General features: G+C 72.1%; 15 protein-coding genes, 1 rRNA gene and 1 pseudogene. 13 read left to right on the forward strand and 4 right to left on the reverse strand.

The features are described 5' to 3' along the window. The 3 genes and pseudogenes from rrf to ACZ39I_RS26465 form a co-directional block, all read left to right on the forward strand. Positions 1-92 (forward strand): 5S ribosomal RNA (gene rrf, locus ACZ39I_RS26455); the annotation flags it as partial. A 509-nt stretch (positions 93-601) separates the two neighbouring features. Further along, a pseudogene (locus ACZ39I_RS26460) lies at positions 602-1,111 on the forward strand (tetratricopeptide repeat protein); the annotation flags it as partial. 315 nt (positions 1,112-1,426) lie between these two features. Further along, on the forward strand, positions 1,427-2,209 hold the full coding sequence (locus tag ACZ39I_RS26465; RefSeq protein ID WP_467247589.1) for a tetratricopeptide repeat protein: 783 nt from the start codon (positions 1,427-1,429) through the stop codon (positions 2,207-2,209). Between the two features lie 55 nt (positions 2,210-2,264). Here ACZ39I_RS26465 and ACZ39I_RS26470 read toward each other — a convergent pair whose 3' ends face one another. Beyond that, positions 2,265-3,557 carry a DUF1015 family protein gene (locus ACZ39I_RS26470; protein ID WP_467246983.1) on the reverse strand — a complete coding sequence of 431 codons (1,293 nt, stop codon included), beginning with the start codon at positions 3,555-3,557 and terminating at the stop codon, positions 2,265-2,267. 72 nt (positions 3,558-3,629) lie between these two features. On the opposite strand from ACZ39I_RS26470, the gene ACZ39I_RS26475 reads away from it, so the two are divergent. The 4 genes from ACZ39I_RS26475 to ACZ39I_RS26490 all read left to right on the forward strand — a co-directional run bounded on the left by ACZ39I_RS26475 (position 3,630) and on the right by ACZ39I_RS26490 (position 7,692). Further along, on the forward strand, positions 3,630-4,658 hold the full coding sequence (locus ACZ39I_RS26475; protein WP_467246985.1) for an HAD-IIA family hydrolase: 1,029 nt from the start codon (positions 3,630-3,632) through the stop codon (positions 4,656-4,658). Between the two features lie 90 nt (positions 4,659-4,748). After that, complete coding sequence (locus ACZ39I_RS26480; RefSeq protein WP_467246987.1) at positions 4,749-5,792, forward strand: FecCD family ABC transporter permease; 1,044 nt, start codon at positions 4,749-4,751, stop codon at positions 5,790-5,792. After that, complete coding sequence (locus ACZ39I_RS26485) at positions 5,789-6,826, forward strand: FecCD family ABC transporter permease (protein WP_467246989.1); 1,038 nt, start codon at positions 5,789-5,791, stop codon at positions 6,824-6,826. Before ACZ39I_RS26480 ends, ACZ39I_RS26485 begins: the two co-directional genes overlap by 4 nt. After that, the gene (locus tag ACZ39I_RS26490; protein WP_467246991.1) at positions 6,823-7,692 is read left to right on the forward strand and encodes an ABC transporter ATP-binding protein; all 870 of its coding nucleotides are present in this window, start codon (positions 6,823-6,825) and stop codon (positions 7,690-7,692) included. Before ACZ39I_RS26485 ends, ACZ39I_RS26490 begins: the two co-directional genes overlap by 4 nt. An 8-nt stretch (positions 7,693-7,700) precedes the next feature. On the opposite strand, the gene ACZ39I_RS26495 is transcribed toward ACZ39I_RS26490, so the two are convergent. Continuing rightward, on the reverse strand, positions 7,701-8,048 hold the full coding sequence (locus ACZ39I_RS26495; protein ID WP_467246993.1) for an SCP2 sterol-binding domain-containing protein: 348 nt from the start codon (positions 8,046-8,048) through the stop codon (positions 7,701-7,703). Between the two features lie 42 nt (positions 8,049-8,090). Here ACZ39I_RS26495 and ACZ39I_RS26500 point away from each other — a divergent pair, with 42 nt between their 5' ends. The 5 genes from ACZ39I_RS26500 (at position 8,091) to ACZ39I_RS26520 (ending at position 13,432) form a co-directional block, all read left to right on the forward strand. After that, entirely contained in the window at positions 8,091-8,396 is a 306-nt protein-coding gene (locus ACZ39I_RS26500; RefSeq protein WP_467246994.1) for a hypothetical protein, read from the forward strand. Positions 8,397-8,403: 7 nt separating this feature from the next. Beyond that, positions 8,404-9,219, forward strand: coding sequence for a TlyA family RNA methyltransferase (locus ACZ39I_RS26505; protein WP_467246995.1), 816 nt, complete (start codon positions 8,404-8,406; stop codon positions 9,217-9,219). Further along, complete coding sequence (locus ACZ39I_RS26510) at positions 9,216-10,121, forward strand: NAD kinase (protein ID WP_352390814.1); 906 nt, start codon at positions 9,216-9,218, stop codon at positions 10,119-10,121. Before ACZ39I_RS26505 ends, ACZ39I_RS26510 begins: the two co-directional genes overlap by 4 nt. Positions 10,122-10,211: 90 nt before the next feature. Beyond that, complete coding sequence (gene recN / locus ACZ39I_RS26515) at positions 10,212-11,930, forward strand: DNA repair protein RecN (protein WP_467247590.1); 1,719 nt, start codon at positions 10,212-10,214, stop codon at positions 11,928-11,930. Between the two features lie 365 nt (positions 11,931-12,295). After that, complete coding sequence (locus ACZ39I_RS26520) at positions 12,296-13,432, forward strand: glycosyltransferase family 4 protein (RefSeq protein ID WP_467246996.1); 1,137 nt, start codon at positions 12,296-12,298, stop codon at positions 13,430-13,432. Here ACZ39I_RS26520 and ACZ39I_RS26525 read toward each other — a convergent pair. Beyond that, positions 13,429-15,069, reverse strand: coding sequence for a PucR family transcriptional regulator (locus ACZ39I_RS26525; protein ID WP_467246997.1), 1,641 nt, complete (start codon positions 15,067-15,069; stop codon positions 13,429-13,431). The genes ACZ39I_RS26520 and ACZ39I_RS26525 overlap by 4 nt on opposite strands. A gap of 55 nt (positions 15,070-15,124) precedes the next feature. Here ACZ39I_RS26525 and ACZ39I_RS26530 point away from each other — a divergent pair, with 55 nt between their 5' ends. Beyond that, entirely contained in the window at positions 15,125-16,081 is a 957-nt protein-coding gene (locus ACZ39I_RS26530; RefSeq protein WP_467246999.1) for an LLM class F420-dependent oxidoreductase, read from the forward strand. 60 nt (positions 16,082-16,141) lie between these two features. Here the strand turns inward: ACZ39I_RS26530 and ACZ39I_RS26535 are convergent, their stop codons facing one another. After that, positions 16,142-17,944, reverse strand: a complete 1,803-nt coding sequence (locus ACZ39I_RS26535) for a glycoside hydrolase family 15 protein (protein ID WP_467247592.1) — start codon at positions 17,942-17,944, stop codon at positions 16,142-16,144. Between the last annotated feature and the right edge of the window lie 338 nt (positions 17,945-18,282).

Below are 18,282 nucleotides of genomic sequence, written 5' to 3' on the forward strand. Positions count from 1 at the left end.
CGCCCGGTTACATTTCGAACCCGGAAGCTAAGCCTTACAGCGCCGATGGTACTGCAGGGGGGACCCTGTGGGAGAGTAGGACACCGCCGAACAATCTTTGGAGGACCCCTGGTCCCAGCGTTCAGCTGGGACCAGGGGTCCTTTTGTTTTTAGAATGCTTGCAGTACCGAAGACAGGAGTCACCATGTCCACCAACTCTCCCGACGACCGACCGGAGCGCGACCAGCGGCGACGGGACAGTGGTGACCGTGGCGGCTTCCGCCGCGACAACGACCGCGGTACCAGTGGTCGTGGCGGCAATGACCGTGGTGCCAATCGGGGTGGCGGCTACGTCCGCCGTGACGACCGTCCCAGCGACAACCGCGGCGGTGGCTTTGCCCGGCGGGATGACCGCGACCGTGGACCCCGTGGGGACGACCGAGGCGACCGTGGTGGTTTCCGTCGTGACGACAACCGTGCCGGCGACAGTCGTGGTGGTGACAACCGTGGCGGTGGTTATGGCCGGCGGGATGACCGCGACCGTGGTCCCCGTGGGGACGACCGCGGAGCTCGCCCCGCGTTCCGTCGCGACGACCGTCCGACCGGGCCCCGCCGTGACGACCGGGGAGACCGGCCTGCCTTCCGCCGTGACGACCGCGGCGAGCGCGTAGAGCGCCGGGACAGCGACCGTGGCGGCTTCCGCCGTGACGACAACCGTGGCGGTGGGTACGTCCGGCGGGATGACAACCGTGGGGATCGCGGTGGTTTCCGTCGTGACGACAACCGTGCCGGCGACAGTCGTGGTGGTGACAACCGTGGCGGTGGTTACGGTCGGCGGGATGACCGCGACCGTGGTCCCCGTGGGGACGACCGCGGAGCTCGCCCCGCGTTCCGTCGCGACGACCGTCCGACCGGGCCCCGTCGCGACGACCGCGGAGACCGGCCTGCCTTCCGCCGTGACGACCGTCCGACCGGGCCCCGTCGCGACGACCGGGGAGACCGTGGGGATCGCGGTGGTTTCCGTCGTGACGACAACCGCGGCAGCTTCGAGCGCCGTGACGACCGCCGTGACGACCGCCGGGATGACCGGCGTGACGACCGGCGCGGCGATGACCGTGGGGACCGTGGTGGTTTCCGTCGTGACGACAACCGTGCCGGCGACAGTCGTGGTGGTGACAACCGCGGCGGTGGCTACACCCGGCGAGACGACAGCCGTGGCGGTGGCTATGCCCGACGTGACGACAACCGGGGCGAGCGCGGTGGCTTCCGTCGTGACGAACGGCGGGACGACCAGGGCGCCGGCCGCGGTGGGCCCCGTAGGGATGACCGTGGGGCGCGGCCCGGCGGGTTCCGTGGTCGGGACGACCGGCACGGTGGCGATGACCGGCGTGGCGGTGGCGGGCGTTTCCGTGATGAGCGGGACCGCGACCGTGAGCCGATCAAGCGGCTGCCGATCCCCGAGGACGTCACGGGCGACGAGATCGACAAGGACGTACGGCAGGAGCTCCAGAGCCTGCCCAAGGGGCTCGCGGAGGATGTCGCCAAGAACCTGGTGATGGTCGCACGGCTCATCGACGAGGACCCCGAGGGTGCCTATGGCTACTCCAAGGTGGCCCTGCGGCTCGCGTCGCGTGTCGCGGCCGTGCGAGAGGCGGCCGGGTTCGCGGCGTACGCCAACCAGAAGTACAGCGAGGCGCTCGCCGAGTTCCGGGCCGCGCGGCGGATGACCGGGAACGTGGAGCTGTGGCCGGTCATGGCCGACTGCGAGCGTGGGCTCGGGCGGCCGGAGAAGGCGCTGGACATGGCCGGGGCGCCCGAGGTGCACAAGCTCGACAAGGCCGGGCAGGTGGAGATGCGGCTCGTCGCCGCCGGTGCCCGGCGTGACATGGGGCAGCTGGACGCGGCCATTGTGACGTTGCAGAGCCCCGAGCTGGCCTCCAACTCGGTGCAGCCGTGGACCGCGCGACTGCGGTACGCGTACGCCGACGCGCTGCTCGCGGCCGGTCGGGAGGGCGAGGCGCGGGAGTGGTTCGCCAAGGCCGTGGAGTCCGACAAGGACGGCAGCACCGACGCGTCCGACCGGCTCGCCGAGCTGGACGGGGTCGAGTTCGTCGACGCCTTCGCTGAGGACGAGGTCGACGAGGTCGAGCCTGACGGCGAGGCTGCCGAGAAGGTCGTAGAGGACGTGGAAGATGTCGAGGACGTCGAGGACGGCGACCTCAAGGACTGACGTGTGTTGTCGGTGAGCAAAGGGGCGGGATCCCGGGATCCCGCCCCTTTGTGCGTCATACGTCCAGTGCGCGCAGGACCAGGCCCGAAGCCGGTTTCGGGCCGAACGACGTCGACTTGCGGGGCATCGTGACGCCTTGGCGGGCGAGCTCGCGGACGACGTCCTCACGGATCGGGTGCATCAGGACCGCCGTGCCGCCGTCGCGTTCCGCCTTCTCGACCGTGGCGGCCGTGTCGTGGATGTAGGCGATGCGGGCGGGGTCGTCCTCGGGGATGTGCCAGACGTGGGCGAGGAGTGTGGCGTGCAGGACCGTGGCGTCCAGGGTGCGCCAGGCGGTGGGGCGGTCCGTGGGGATCGTGCGGGACAGGAGATCCGGGTCCGGGCGGTCCACGAGGTGGAAGACGCCGTCGCCGGCGAGGAGGAAGGCGTTGCCCGCGCAGGCCGCGTCGGCGAGGGCGTCCAGGGCCTCGGCCAGGGGCATGTCGAGGTGTCGTACACGGAAGAGGCCGTCGAGGAGCGCCAGGGACCGGGACACCGGGATGTCGTGCAGGAGGCGGTGGATGGCCCGGACGCGCAGGGGGTAGCGGGCCGTGTCGACCAGGAGGACCAGACCGTGGTCCCAGGGGCTGGGGGAGGGGTGCTCCGCGCGGAGACGGCGGTAGGTCGCCCAGCGGTGGTGGCCGTCCGCGATGAGGGCCTGGTGCCGGGTCAGGTCGGACTGGATGCGGGCCACTTCGGCGGGGTCGGTGATCGACCACAGGCGGTGGCTGTAGCCGTCCTCCGTGGTGGTGGCGAGGAGCGGGGGCTGCTCGGCCGTGCGCTCGATCGCGGTCGTCGTGACGGACTCCGTGCCGTTGCCGCGGTAGGTCAGCAGCAGGGGTTCCAGGTTCGCGGAGGTGGCGCGCATGAGGGCCGCGCGGTCGGCGACGACGTGCGGCATGACGTCCTCGTGGGGCAGGACCACGCCCTCCGACGGCTCCGACAGGCGCAGGGTGCCGATGATTCCGCGCTGGAGCAGGCCGGCGCCGTCCTGCTGTTCGTAGACGTACAGGCCGGGCTCCGGATCGGCAGTCAGGATGCCCTCGGAGAGCCAGCCGCGCAGGGTGCGGGCGGCCTGCTCGTTGCGTTCGGCCGGGGTCGTCGCCTGCGGGAGGATCAGCCGGACGATGTTGTACGGGTCGTTGGACTGGAGCTGGTGAAGGCCGTCGGGGCGGACCACGACGTCGTACGGCGGGGATGTCACGGCGGCCAGGCTGCCGACCCGGTCGGGGTCGTAGCGCAGGCCTCGGAACGGGGTGAGTTCCAGGCCTCGGCGCGCTGTTGCTTCCGGGTGACCTGCTGTGTTCATCCCGGCATCGTACGGGTGTCAGTGGCATGGGGGATGATCGGGGGAAAGCCGTCGAACGAGGAGCGATGCGGAATGAGCCAGCGCGTGAGGACGAGGCCTGAGGGCAGTGGGCAGGCCCTGAGCGAGGCGTACGACACCGCGCTGCTCGACCTCGACGGGGTGGTGTACGCGGGCGGCAACGCGATCGCGCACGCGGTCGAGTCGCTGGCCACCGCGCGTGAGGGCGGTATGCACCTCGCCTACGTCACCAACAACGCGCTGCGGACGCCCGACGCCGTGGCCGAGCACCTCACCGAGCTGGGCATACCGACGGGGCCCGATGACGTCATCACCTCCGCCCAGGCGGTGGCGCGGCTGATCAGCGAGCAGGTGCCGGCCGGTTCCCGGGTCCTTGTCATCGGTGGCGAGGGGCTGCGGGTGGCCCTGCGCGAGCGGGGGCTCGAGCCGGTGGAGTCGGCGGAGGACGAGCCGGCGGCGGTCGTGCAGGGCTTCGGTGGGCCGGACCTGCCCTGGGGGCGGTTCGCGGAGGCCAGTTACGCCGTCGCGCGCGGGGTGCCCTGGTTCGCGTCCAACACCGACCTGACGATTCCGAGCGGGCGGGGGATCGCGCCGGGCAACGGCGCCGCGGTGGAGGTCGTGCGGATCGCGACCGGCGCCGAGCCGCAGGTCGCGGGCAAGCCGTTGCCTCCCATGCACCGGGAGACGATCCTGCGGACCGGCGCGAAGCGGCCGTTGGTGGTCGGGGACCGGCTGGACACGGACATCGAGGGCGCGTTCAACGGCGAGGTGGACTCGCTGCTCGTGCTCACCGGTGTCACCGACGGCGCCCAGCTGCTGGCCGCGCCGCCGCAGCACCGGCCGACCTATGTGGACGCCGATCTGCGGGGGATGCTCACCGGGCAGCCCGAGGTCACCGAGGCGGGAGAGGGCTTCCGGTGCGGGGGATGGACGGCGACGGCCGGGGAGGCGCGGCTGGAACTGGACGGTGACGGCGAGGCCCTGGACGGGCTGCGGGCGCTGTGCGCAGCGGCCTGGACGGCGGCGGGGGAGAAGGCGTGCGAGCTGGACGGGGGCAAGGCGCTGGCCAAGCTGGGGTTGTGAGCCATCGGGGCGGGCAGGTCTCCGTGTGAGTCCACGCACGGTCGGTGCCAGGGATCGTGGCCGTTTGGCAGGGTAGGCTAACCTAACTGCGTGTTGGTCGACAGTCCTCCCGAACAGCGCGCGGAGACCGCCCCCGCGCCCCCAACCCGTCGGGCGATACGAGTCCTTGGGCTCCTCGTCTCCGTCGTGATCCTGGTGCTCGTCGCGGTGGCGAGCATCGCGGTCGGGGCGAAAGGGCTGTCCGTGGCACAGGTCTGGCACGGACTGTTCCAGGACACGGGGACCTACGGCGACGTCGTGGTCGCCGACCGGCTGTCGCGGACCGTCCTCGGGCTGCTCGCGGGTGCCGCGCTCGGTCTGTCCGGGGCGGTGCTCCAGGCGCTCACCCGCAATCCGCTGGCCGACCCCGGGCTGCTCGGCATCAACGCGGGCGCGTCCGCCGCGGTCGTCACCGCCATCACCTTCTTCGGCGTCACCTCGCTCAGCGGCTATGTGTGGTTCGCCTTTCTCGGCGCGGTCGCGGTGGGCGCCCTGGTCTGGTTCCTCGGCGGCAGCCGGGGCGCCACCCCGGTGCGGCTCGCGCTGGCCGGTACGGCGATCAGCGCGGCACTGTACGGCTATCTCCAGGCCGTGATGATCACCGACGACCAGGCGCTCAACAAGATGCGCTTCTGGACGGTCGGTTCGCTGTCCTCGGCGAGCAACTCGACCATCTGGCAGGTGCTGCCGTTCCTCGCGACCGGCTCACTCCTCGCCCTCGCGCTCGCGCGGCCGCTCAACGCGATGGAGATGGGCGACGACACCGCCAAGGCCCTCGGCGCCAATCTCAACCGCACCCGGGCGCTGGCCATGCTCTCCGCGACCGTGCTGTGCGGGGCCGCGACCGCCGCCTGCGGACCGATCGTGTTCGTCGGCCTTATGGTGCCGCACATCGTGCGCTCCTTCACCGGCCCCGACCTGCGCTGGATCCTGCCGTACGCGACCGTCCTGTCGCCCGTGCTGCTGCTGGGCTCCGACGTGATCGGCCGGATCGTGGCCCGGCCCGCGGAGCTCCAGGTCGGCATCGTCACCGCGCTCATCGGCGGGCCGGTCTTCATCTATCTCGTACGACGGCGGAGGACGGCGCAGCTGTGAGGACCAACCGTGCCATCAGGACCCCCGGCGGGCTCTCCCTGCGGCTGGACGTCCGGGCCGCTGTCGTCGTCGCCCTGATCCTGCTTGCCGCCCTCACCGCGAGCGTGGTGCTGATCGGGACCGGCGACTTCCCGATCCCCGCCGGGGACGTGCTCAAGACGCTGCTCGGGAACGGCAACGCCGGGCAGGAGTTCATCATCAACGAACTGCGGCTGCCGAGAGTCCTCGTAGGACTGCTGGTCGGCGCCTCGCTCGGGCTCGGGGGCGCGCTGTTCCAGGCCATCTCCCGCAATCCGCTGGGCAGTCCGGACGTGCTCGGGCTCAGCCAGGGGGCGACGGCCGGGGCACTGACGATGATCGTGCTGTTCTCCGGAAGCGCGACCCAGGTCACCCTGGGCGCACTCGTGGGCGGACTGGTGACCGGGTTCGCCATCTACCTGCTCGCCTGGAAGCAGGGCGTGCACGGATACCGACTGGTCCTGGTCGGCATCGGTGTCTCCGCGATCGTCACGGCGGTCAACGGCTATCTGCTGACCAGGTCCACCCTCACCGAGGCGGCCCAGGCCGTCGTCTGGATGACCGGCTCCCTCAGCGGCCGGGACTGGACGCAGGTCTGGCCGCTGCTGTGGCTGTGCGCCGTCCTCGTCCCGCTCGTCCTCGCCAACGCGCGGGGCCTGAGGATGATGGAGATGGGCGACGACGTGTCCCACGCCCTCGGGGTGCGGGTCGAGCGCGTACGACTGTTGCTGCTGGTCGCCGCCGTCCTGCTCACCGCCGCCGCCACCGCGGCCGCCGGGCCGGTCAGCTTCGTCGCGCTCACCGCACCGCAGCTGGCCCGCCGCCTCACCCGCTCGCCCGGCCCCAATCTGCTGCCGTCCCTGTGCATGGGCGCCACCCTCCTGGTCACCGCCGACTGGATCTCGCAGAAGGTCTTCGGCGCGGACCAGCTGCCCGTCGGCGTGGTCACCGGAGTCCTCGGCGGCGTCTATCTGCTGTGGCTCCTGGTCACCGAGCGCAAAGCGGGCCGGATATGAGTGCCGAGACCGTCCTCACCAGCGGACTGAACAACCCAAGGAGCACCGTGAACCGCCTGTCCGCCGACACCGTCACCCTCGCCTACGACCAGCGGGTCATCGCCGAGCAGCTGTCGGTGGAGATACCCGACCACTCCTTCACGGTGATCGTCGGCCCCAACGCGTGCGGCAAGTCCACGCTCCTGCGGGCCCTCTCGCGGATGCTCAAGCCCAGCCAGGGCAAGGTGCTGCTCGACGGGCAGGTCATCCAGTCGCTGCCGGCGAAGAAGGTCGCCCGCACCCTGGGTCTGCTCCCGCAGTCGTCGATCGCGCCGGACGGGATCACCGTCGCCGACCTGGTCGGCCGCGGCCGCTACCCCCACCAGGGCATCCTGCGCCAGTGGTCCACCGAGGACGAGCGGGTCGTACAGGAGTCCATGCGGCAGACCGGGGTCGCGGAACTCGCCGAGCGGTACGTCGACGAGCTGTCCGGCGGCCAACGGCAGCGCGTGTGGATCGCGATGGCGCTCGCCCAGCAGACCCCGCTGCTGCTCCTCGACGAGCCGACGACCTACCTAGACATCCAGCACCAGATCGACGTCCTCGACCTCTGCGCCGAACTGCACGAGGAGCAGGGCCGCACCCTGGTCGCCGTCCTGCACGACCTCAACCACGCGGCCCGGTATGCCACGCATCTCATCGCGCTGAAGAGCGGGAAGATCATCGCCGAGGGTGCCCCGAACGACATCGTCACGGCCGACCTGGTCGAGGAGGTCTTCGGGCTGCGCTGCCAGGTGATCGACGACCCGGAGACGGGGGCACCGCTGGTGGTGCCGGCCGCGCGCAAGGCACGCGTGCGCGTGGAGGCCGCCACGGAAGCTTCCTGACCAGGGATCTACAGCAGCTTCCTGAGCTGGAACAGGTCCCTGAGGCCCGCCTCCAGCTTCACCCGGCCCGAGCCCCAGGCCTTGGCGAAGTTCAGCTCGCCGTTCACCAGGGCCACCAGGTCGTCACCGGACATGGCCAGTCTGATCTGGGCCTTCTCCTTCGGAGGGCCCTCAAGGGTGTCGTGCACCACGATCCGGCCACCCGTCATCCGGCCGACGAAGGTGACGTCGAGATCGGTGATGCGGCAGCTCACCGAGCGGTCCATGGACGCCGCCGTGGCGGCGTCCCCCTCGGCGTTGCGCATGTTGCCGGAGAGCTTTTCGAGTGCGGCGCGGCACTCCTCGATCGTGGCCATCGCGCTCGACGGTACCCCAGCGGTTCGGGGTAGCGTCTGGGCATGAGCGACGCAGTTCCAGAGCCTTCACAAGAGGGCCCGGTCGAACCCGCCGGGTACGACCCGGCTGCCCCCGCCCCTCTGAACGTTCCTCGCATCCCCACCGGCAACGTCGAGGTCGACGCCCAGCTGGAGCGGCTCGGTGACGCCGACCACCTCGCCACCGACGGCCACATCGAGGTGTACGAGGATGTACACCGGGGGTTGCGCGACGAGCTCACCGCGCTCGACGCCCGCCCGGGACCTCCGGCGCCCTCACCGTCGTATGACCAGAGGGCGCCCTCACCCTCGTATGGCACTAGGAGCTGAACCGAACGTGGCAGGAGTCGCACGCAACCGTCTGGACGCGGAGCTGGTCCGCCGGAAGCTGGCGCGCTCGCGCGAGCATGCCGGGCAGCTGATCGCGGCCGGGCGGGTCACCGTCGGCAAGACCGTCGCGACCAAGTCCGCCACCCAGGTGGAGACCGCGGCCGCGATCGTCGTGCAGAGCGACGACAGCGATCCCGGCTACGTGTCCCGGGGTGGGCACAAGCTCGCGGGCGCCCTCCAGGTGTTCGGGCCGCGGGGACTCGTCGTCGAGGCGCGGCGGGCGCTGGACGCCGGGGCATCCACCGGCGGTTTCACCGATGTGCTGCTGCGGGCCGGGGCGGCGCACGTGGTCGCCGTCGACGTCGGCTACGGACAACTCGCGTGGTCTCTCCAGAGCGATGAACGCGTCACCGTCAAGGACCGTACGAACGTACGCGAGTTGACGCTCGAAGCGATCGATGGGGAACCAGTGGATCTTGTCGTGGGGGATCTGTCCTTCATCCCGCTCGGACTGGTACTGCCCGCCCTGGTGCGGTGCGTGAAGCCGGACGCCGATCTGGTGATGATGGTGAAGCCGCAGTTCGAGGTGGGGAAGGAACGGCTGGGCAGCGGGGGAGTCGTACGGAGCACGCAGCTGCGGGCGGAGGCCGTGCGGGGAGTGGCCGAGAAGGCGGGGGAACTCGGGCTCGGGGTGAACGGGGTCACGGCCAGTCCGTTGCCCGGTCCCTCGGGCAATGTCGAATACTTTCTGTGGCTGCGTGCCGGGGCGCCGGCCCTGGACCCGGCCGATGTCGACCGTGCAGTGGCGGAGGGGCCCCGTTGAGCCAGAACCGAGCTCGTACTGTTTTCCTGCTCGCCCACACCGGGCGGCCCGCGGCCATCCGCAGTGCCGAGCTGGTCGTCAAGGGGCTGATGCGCTCCGGGATCGGCGTGCGCGTCCTGGAGTACGAGGCGGCCGACCTGCCGCTGCCGCCCGAGGTGCAGCTCGTCAAGGAGGCGACTCCGCAGTGCCTCGAAGGGTGCGAGCTGCTCATCGTGCTCGGCGGTGACGGGACGCTGCTGCGCGGCGCCGAGTTCGCCCGCGCCTCCGGGGTGCCGATGCTGGGCGTCAACCTCGGCAGTGTCGGCTTCCTCGCCGAGGCCGAGCGGGACGATCTCGACAAGGTTGTCGACCGGGTGGTGACCAAGGCGTACGAGGTCGAGGAGCGGATGACCGTCGATGTCGTCGTTCACCGGAACGGGGACATCGTCCACACCGACTGGGCGCTCAACGAGGCCGCCGTGCAGAAGGCCGGTGCCGAGAAGCTGCTCGAGGTCGTGCTGGAGATCGACGGGCGGCCGGTGACGGGCTTCGGGTGCGACGGGATCGTGCTGTCCACGCCCACCGGGTCCACGGCGTACGCGTTCTCGGCGGGCGGGCCCGTGGTGTGGCCCGAGGTGGAGGCGCTGCTGATGGTGCCGATCTCCGCCCACGCGCTGTTCGCGAAGCCGCTGGTGACCTCGCCGAATTCCGTGCTGGCCGTGGAGCTGCTGCCGCATATTCCGCCGGGTGTGTTGTGGTGCGACGGGCGGCGGACCTTCGAGTTGCCGCCGGGTGCGCGGGTGGAGGTGCGGCGGGGGGCGGTGCCGGTGCGGCTCGCCCGACTGCATCACGCCTCGTTCACGGACCGGCTGGTGGCGAAGTTCGCGCTGCCGGTTTCCGGGTGGCGGGGGGCGCCGCACTAGCGCTCCGTGGGGCGCTTCCCTCCCCTGGGTGACAGGGTGCCTCGCACAGAGCCACCCGGACCTCGTAAGGTCTTCACCGTGCTGGAAGAGATGCGGATACGGTCGCTCGGAGTCATCGATGACGCCGTCGTCGAGCTGTCGCCCGGGTTCACCGCGGTCACCGGTGAGACGGGTGCGGGCAAGACCATGGTGGTCACCAGCCTGGGGCTGCTGCTCGGTGGGCGGGCCGATGCGGCGCTCGTGCGGATCGGTGCGGAGAAGGCGGTGGTGGAGGGGCGGATCACCGTGTCCCCGGGCGACTCCGTCGTCGTACGCGCCGAGGAGGCCGGGGCCGAGCTCGACGACGGGGCGCTGTTGATCAGCCGTACCGTTTCCGCCGAAGGGCGGTCCCGGGCGCATCTGGGCGGGCGGTCGGTGCCCGTCGGAGTGCTCGCCGAGCTCGCGGACGAGCTGGTCGCCGTGCACGGACAGACCGATCAGCAGGGGCTGCTCAAGCTGAACCGGCAGCGGCAGGCGCTCGACCGGTACGCGGGTGACGCCGTCGCCGTGCCGCTGGCCAAGTACACCGAGGCCTACCGGCGGCTGCGGGCCGTCTCCGGCGAGCTGGACGAGATCGTCACGCGCGCGCGTGAGCGGGCCCAGGAAGCCGACATGCTGCGGTACGGGCTCGACGAGATCGCGGGTGTGGAACCGCGGGCCGGTGAGGACGTCGAGCTGGCGGAGGAGGCCGAGCGGCTGGGCCATGCCGAGGCGCTGTCGTCCGCGGCCACGGCCGCCCATGCCGCCCTCGCCGGGAACCCCGAGGATCCCGAGGGCATCGACGCCGCGACGCTCGTGGCGGGCGCTCAGCGGGCTCTGGAAGCCGTACGGTCGCACGATCCGGCCCTGTCCGCGCTCGCCGACCGGATCGGGGAGATCGGCATCCTGCTGGGCGACGTGGCCGGGGAGCTCGCGGGATACGCCGACGACCTGGACGCCGATCCGCTGCGCCTTTCCGCCGTCGAGGAGCGGCGGGCCGCGCTCACCGCGCTGACCCGTAAGTACGGCGACGACGTGGCCGCCGTGCTCACGTGGGCCGAGCGCAGTGCCGCGCGGCTCACCGAACTGGACGGCGACGACGAGCGGATCCACGAGCTGACCGCCGAACGGGACGCGCTCAGGGCCGAACTGGGCGGGCTGGCGCAGGCGCTGACGGATGCGCGTACCGAGGCCGCGGAGAGGTTTGCGGCGGCGGTGACGGCAGAGCTGGCGTCGCTGGCGATGCCCCACGCGCGTGTGTCCTTCGCCATCCGGCAGACGGAGGACCCGGAGGGCGTGGAGGTCGGCGGGCGCGCGGTCGCGTACGGCCCGGCCGGTGTCGACGAGGTCGAGCTGCTGCTCGCCCCGCACCCGGGCGCCCCGCCGCGGCCCATCGCCAAGGGTGCGTCCGGTGGTGAGCTCTCGCGCGTGATGCTGGCCGTCGAGGTCGTGTTCGCCGGGACGGACCCGGTGCCGACGTACCTCTTCGACGAGGTCGACGCCGGTGTCGGCGGCAAGGCGGCGGTCGAGATCGGGCGGCGCCTCGCGCGGCTCGCGAAGACCGCGCAGGTCGTGGTGGTGACCCACCTGCCGCAGGTCGCGGCCTTCGCCGACCGGCAGTTGCTGGTCGAGAAGACGAACGACGGGTCCGTCACCCGCTCCGGTGTGAAGGTGCTGGAGGGTGAGGAGCGGATTCGGGAGCTGTCCCGGATGCTCGCCGGGCAGGAGGACTCGGAGACGGCCCGGGCACACGCGGAGGAGCTGCTGGCCACGGCCCGGGCGGACGCGTGAGGGTACGTCCCTGGGACTCACCTCCGGCCTGACGTCGCCGGCATGGCTGCACGGTCAGGGTTCCGGGCGCATCTGGCCGCGCTGCGGACGGTGAAGTGACCAGCGCGGGGGGTTTGTCGCGCAGTTCCCCGTGCCCCTTCAGGTCGGGCTTCGTCAGGTCGGAACCAGTTCCGTCACTCGTGTGAGTGACACCGACTCGCCGCACACGCCCGTCCCCCGTTCTCCGCATGCACGGAACACCCGTACGTCCTGGCATCCTTGGCAGAGAACCCATCACGCGTAGGAAGCGCGCGGTACACCCCTCCGCTCGACACCTTCTGTACGTTTCCTCGTGACCGTCCGACCCGAACCAGGAGCCCGGCCACGTGACCCCCGTGAGCAGCCACTCACCGCACGGCCAGTCGCCGCTGCGCACCGTGCAGGTGCTGGGCGGAGGCAATGCCGGCAGCAGCGCGCATGTGCGCTCCCTGACCTCGGGGCTCGTCGCGCGGGGTGTGCGGGTCACGGTGTGCGCCCCCGCCGAGGCGGACCGCGCCTACGACTTCACCGGGGCCGGTGCCGACCACGTGCACGTGCCGCGCAGCAGCGATCCGACCTCCGTGGCCGTGCTGCGGGCGGCCTGCGCGGACGCCGATCTGGTGCACGCGCACGGACTGCACGCCTCGTTCCGTGCGGTGCTGGCGCTCAGCGGGCGGCGGACCCCGCTCGTCGTCACCTGGCACGACCGGGCGTACGCCGAGGGAGCGCGGGCCCATTTCGTGCGCCTCCTGGAACGCCGGGTCGTGAAGGCCGCTTCCGTGGTGCTCGGGTCCACGTCGGTACTCGTGGACCGGGCCCGCAGGACCGGTGCCCGGGACGCGCGGCTCGCCGCCGTTGCACTGCCCGGGCCGCGCGCAGCCGTCGAGCAGGAGGACCCCGACCGGCTGCGGCCCAAGGTGCGGGCGGAACTCGGGGCCATCGGGCGTCCGTTGCTGCTTGCGGTCGGCGCCCTGGAGCGGCACAAGGGCTACGAGACCCTGCTGGACGCCACACGCGCGTGGCGCCTTCTCGACCCCGTGCCGCTGGTCGCCGTCGCGGGCGAGGGTCCGCTGCGGCCGGTCCTGCAGAGCCGTATCGAGGAGGAAGGGCTGCCGGTCCGGCTGATCGGGCGGCGTGACGACCTCTCCGAGCTGCTCTCGGCCGCCGATCTCGCACTCCTGCCCAGCCGTTGGGAGGCGCGTTCGGTGCTCGCCCAGGAAGCCTTCCACGCGCGGGTGCCGCTCGTCGCGACCGCGGTCGGCGGGATCCCCGAACTCGTCGGCGACGCGGCCGAACTCGTCCCGTACGGCGACCCGGAGGCCCTTGCCGAGGCCGTCCTGCGGTTGCTCGGCGATCCCGAGCGCCGGGAGCTGCTGAGGGAGCGGGGCATCCGGCAGGCGGCCACGTGGCCCACGGAGGACGAGACCGTCGCGCAAGTGCTGAGCGTCTACGACGAGTTGACCCAGCCCCGGCCCCTCATCTAGGGCACGTGTCTGCGCGCCCGCAGCGCCAGGCTCAACGCCAGCACCGTCTGCGGGTCGTCGAGGTCCGTGCCCAGCAACTCGCCGATCCGGGCGAGGCGGTTGTAGAGCGTCTGCCGGTTGAGATGGAGTTCGCGGGCCGTCTCCGCCTTGCGGCCGGCGTGGGCCAGGTAGGTCTCCAGGGTCGGCAGCAGTGGCGGCTTGGAGCGGTGGTCGTGGGCGCGCAGCGGGCCGATGGCGCGGTCCACGAAGGCAGCGAGGTCAGGGTGCTCGCGCAGCCGCCACAGGAGCAGGTCGATGTCGAGGCGGCGGGCGTCGTACCAGGGGCGGTCCGACAGGCCCTGCGCCGCCGTCGCCGTCTCGGCCGCGTGGCGCAGGCCCGCCGAGGCCGCCGCCCAGCTGCCGGCGACCCCGACGACCACGACCGGCGGCTGGGCGCCCGGCCGTTGCATCCCGGCCCGCTCCACGCCCGCCCGCAGCGCCGCCGCGACCCGGTCCGCGACCGCCGGCCGCTCCGACTCCGAGCGCAGACCGAGCAGGACCGGCACCCGGCCCTCGACCGGCCGTACGCCCAGCAGGACCGGCACGCCGACCGCGGCCAGCTCCTCGGAGACCGCCCGGGCCAGCACCGCCCAGCCACCGCCGGGAGCGAGAGCGTCACCGAGCCGCATCACCACGGGCAGCAGCGGGCCGGTGCCCGGCCTGAAGCCCAGCACGCGCGCCTGCGCCGGCGCGTCCTCCGGGGTGATACGGCCCTCCGCGAGGTCGGTCAGGAAGTCGCCGCGGCCGCGTGCCGCGAGCTCCTCCTCCTGACGGGCCTGCATCAGGACGACGGCCAGGATGCCCGCCGCGCGCTCGGCCGCCATGCGGTGCACCGGGGCCAGCGGGGCCCGTACCGGAAGCAGGACCAGCCGCGCCCGTACCGACCCCGTGCCGGGCCCGCCCCCGGGCACGTCCACGAGAGCCGAGCCGGACGGCGGAGCGTCCTTGTGCTGGCCGCGCAGTCCCTCCCAGACCTGGAGCGGGTCCGCGCCCTCGGGGCCCTCCCCGGCGGCGTACAGGAGCTGCCCGTCCGTCGTCTCCAGGAAGACCGGGTTGCCGCTGAAGTCGGCCAGGATGCCGAGGACCTGCGGGATACCGCCGCCGCCCAGCAGGGCCTCGGTACAGCGGCGGTGCACCTCCTCGGCCCGCTGGAGCAGCGCGTAGTGGCCGTTGACGATCTCGGTGTGGATCTCCTCGGTGACCGCCACGAACGGCACCTCGCGGTGCAGCTGGACGAGCGGCAGGCCGGTCGCGCGGGCCGTGTCGACGAGGGCCGCGGGCAGCCGGGCGAAGCGCGGGCCGAGCTCGACGACCAGGGCCGCGATCCCGCGCTCGGCCAGGGTGCGCACGAACGCGCGCTGTTCGGCCGGACGGGTGCCGAGACCGTAACCGGTGGTCAGCAGCAGCTCCCCGCCCTTCAGCAGCGAGGCGATGTTCGGCACCTCGCCCGCGTGCACCCAGCGCACGGTCCGCTGCAGCCGGTCCGCGCCCGCGAGGATCTCCGGGAGCCCGCTGCGCAGACCGGGCAGCTCCAGCGCGCGCTGCACGGTGATCCCGGCGCCCTGGGTGTCGAAACCGCTGTTCGTGCCGCTGTCCATGAGCCGGACGCTACCCGAGGCGTGCCCGGAGCCGCGGCGGGGTAGCGGCCGGTGCATGGACTTCAGCGTGGTGGCCGTGGCACGGGAGGACGACAGTGCGGTCGAGGAGCCGCTGCGGGTGGCGGTGGCCGCCGACCGGCTCGGGTACCGGGAGGTGTGGGCCGGGGAGGGCCCGACGTGGGACTCCTTCGTCCTCGCCACCGCGATCGGGCGGGCCACCGAGCGGGTCGCACTGACCGCGGGGCCCGTGCCGGTGAACGTACGCGACGCGTACACCACGGCCCGCGGTGCCGCCTCGGTCGCGGCCCTCGTCGGCCGGCCGGTCGGGGTGGCGCTGGGCACGTCCAGCAAGCGCGTGGTCGAGGCCGTGCACGGCCGGCCCCGGGCACGGCCCGCCGCCGTACTGGAGGAGCAGGCGGCAGCCCTACGGCGGTTTCTGCACGCCACTGCGGGCGAACCGGTCGTGCCCGGCAGCCCCTTCCGCCGCCGTCTGCCCCCGCCCGGAGGGCCCCTCACGGTGGCCGCTTTCGGGCCCCGCGCGATCGCCACGGCCGCCGCGCACGCCGACCGCATGCTGCTGGACGTGGTCTCCCCGGAGCAGGTGCGGGCGTTGCGCGCACAGCTGGACGCGGCGGCTCGGAAGGCGGGCCGTACGCCGCCCACGCTCGCCGCCTGGCTGCCGGCGGCCGTCGACCCCGACCCGCTGTCGCTGGCGCAGGTACTGGGCAGCATCGCCGGATACCTGACCGTGCCGGGCTACAGCGAAGTCTTCGTAGAGGCCGGGTTCGGAGAGGCGGTGGAGCTCGCCGCGAGCGGGGCGGACCGGGAGACCCTGATGCGGGCCCTGCCCGAGGCGGCCGCGGGCACGGTCGGGCTGGTGGGCGACCTGGACACCGTACGGGCGCGGATCGACGCCTACCGGGAGGCCGGGCTCGACGAGATCGCCCTCGTGCCGGCCACGGCCGGGGACCCGGGCGGCGAACGCACGCTGACGGCGCTCGGGCCGGCCTGAGGTTCCTGACGCCGGAAGGGGGGCACCCCATGGGGCACCCCCCTTCCGCACAGGTGCTGTTCAGCCCCCGTACGCCCCCGACGCCGTCAGACGCAGGGCCGTGTCGATCAGCGGGACGTGGCTGAAGGCCTGCGGGAAGTTGCCGACCTGGCGCTTGAGACGCGGGTCCCACTCCTCGGCGAGCAGTCCGAGGTCGTTGCGGAGCGAGAGGAGCTTCTCGAAGAGCCTTCTCGCCTCGTCCACGCGGCCGATCATCGCGAGGTCGTCCGCCATCCAGAACGAGCAGGCCAGGAAGGCTCCCTCGTCGCCGGGGAGGCCGTCGAGGTTCTCCTCGCCGCCGGAGGTCGGGTAGCGCAGGATGAAGCCGTCCGAGGTCGAGAGCTCCCGCTGGATCGCCTCGATGGTGCCGATCACGCGCTTGTCGTCCGGAGGCAGGAAGCCCATCTGCGGAATCAGCAGCAGGGAGGCGTCCAGCTCCTTCGAGCCGTAGGACTGCGTGAAGGTGTTGCGCTCCTTGTCGTAGCCCTTCTCGCACACGTCCCGGTGGATGTCGTCGCGCAGCTCGCGCCACTTGTCCAGCGGGCCGTCCGCGTCACCGGACTCGATGAGCTTGATGGTGCGGTCCACGGCGACCCAGGCCATCACCTTGGAGTGCACGAAGTGCCGGCGCGGCCCGCGCACCTCCCAGATGCCCTCGTCCGGCTCGTCCCAGTGGTCCTCGAGGTAGCGGATCAGCTTGAGCTGGAGCAGGGAGGCGTAGTCGTTGCGGGACAGGCCCGTCATGTGGGCCAGGTGCAGGGCCTCGGTGACCTCGCCGTACACGTCGAGCTGGAGCTGGTGGGCCGCGCCGTTGCCGACCCGCACCGGCCCGGAGCCCTCGTATCCCGGCAGCCAGTCCAGCTCGGCCTCGCCCAGCTCACGCTCGCCCGCGATGCCGTACATGATCTGGAGGTTCTCCGGGTCGCCGGCGACGGCCCGCAGGAGCCACTCGCGCCAGGCGCGGGCCTCCTCGCGGTAGCCGGTGCGCAGCAGCGAGGACAGGGTGATGGCCGCGTCGCGCAGCCAGGTGTAGCGGTAGTCCCAGTTGCGGACACCGCCGATGTCCTCGGGCAGCGAGGTCGTCGGGGCCGCGACGATGCCGCCGGTGGGAGCGTACGTCAGCGCCTTGAGGGTGATCAGCGAGCGGATGACGGCCTCGCGGTAGGGGCCGTGGTACGTACAGTGCTCGACCCACTCGCGCCAGAAGTCCTCGGTGGCCTCAAGGGACTGCTCCGGTTCCGGCAGCGGCGGCGGCTGCTTGTGCGAGGGCTCCCAGGAGATGGTGAACGCGATCCGGTCACCCGGGGCGACCGTGAAGTCCGAGTACGTGGTCAGCGACTTGCCGTAGGTCTCGCAGTCGGTGTCGAACCACACCGAGTCCGGGCCCGCCACGGCGACCGTGCGCCCCTCGTGCTTGTGGACCCACGGGACGACCCGGCCGTAGGAGAACCGCATCCGCAGGGCCGAGCGCATGGGCACGCGGCCCGAGATGCCCTCCACGATCCGGATCAGCTGCGGGGCGCCGTCACGCGGGGGCATGAAATCGGTCACTCTGACCGTGCCGCGTGATGTGTCCCACTCCGATTCCAGGATCAGGGAGTCGCCGCGGTAGGTGCGCCGGGCGGCGGTGGGGGGCTCGGCGTCGGCCCCATGGGCGGGGCCCAGGCGCCAGAAGCCGTGTTCCTCTGTGCCCAGCAGGCCGGCGAAGATGGCATGCGAGTCGAAGCGGGGCAGGCACAGCCAGTCCACCGTGCCGTCCCGGCAGACCAGGGCTGCGGTCTGCATGTCTCCGATGAGTGCGTAGTCTTCGATGCGCCCGGCCACGTGCAACTCCAGTCGAACGGCCACGTCGCCCCCGGTAGGAAAGGGGGCTGTCGCTTGGTGCGGTCAAGGGGGTGGTTGTACTGAGTCGTTGAGCGGTGAAGCAAAACAGGCCTGCCGCTGTGAGGCAAAACGACAACTGCTGCTCAACGAACTGACGAGCTCTCGTTGTTCCGGCGCTCACGGGTGGGGTGGTCCCGAGTTTTCGGCCGGGCTCGGCAGTGAGTGTCCGAGCAGGATACGACGCACGTAGATGATCTGTGTGCCGCTCCGGGCAACGCGGCTGGGCCGAACGGGTGAGCAACGGGTGAGAAACAGGTGCGTTCGTGCGGGTCCGTGTC

Source organism: Streptomyces sp. NPDC024687 (assembly GCF_055559055.1).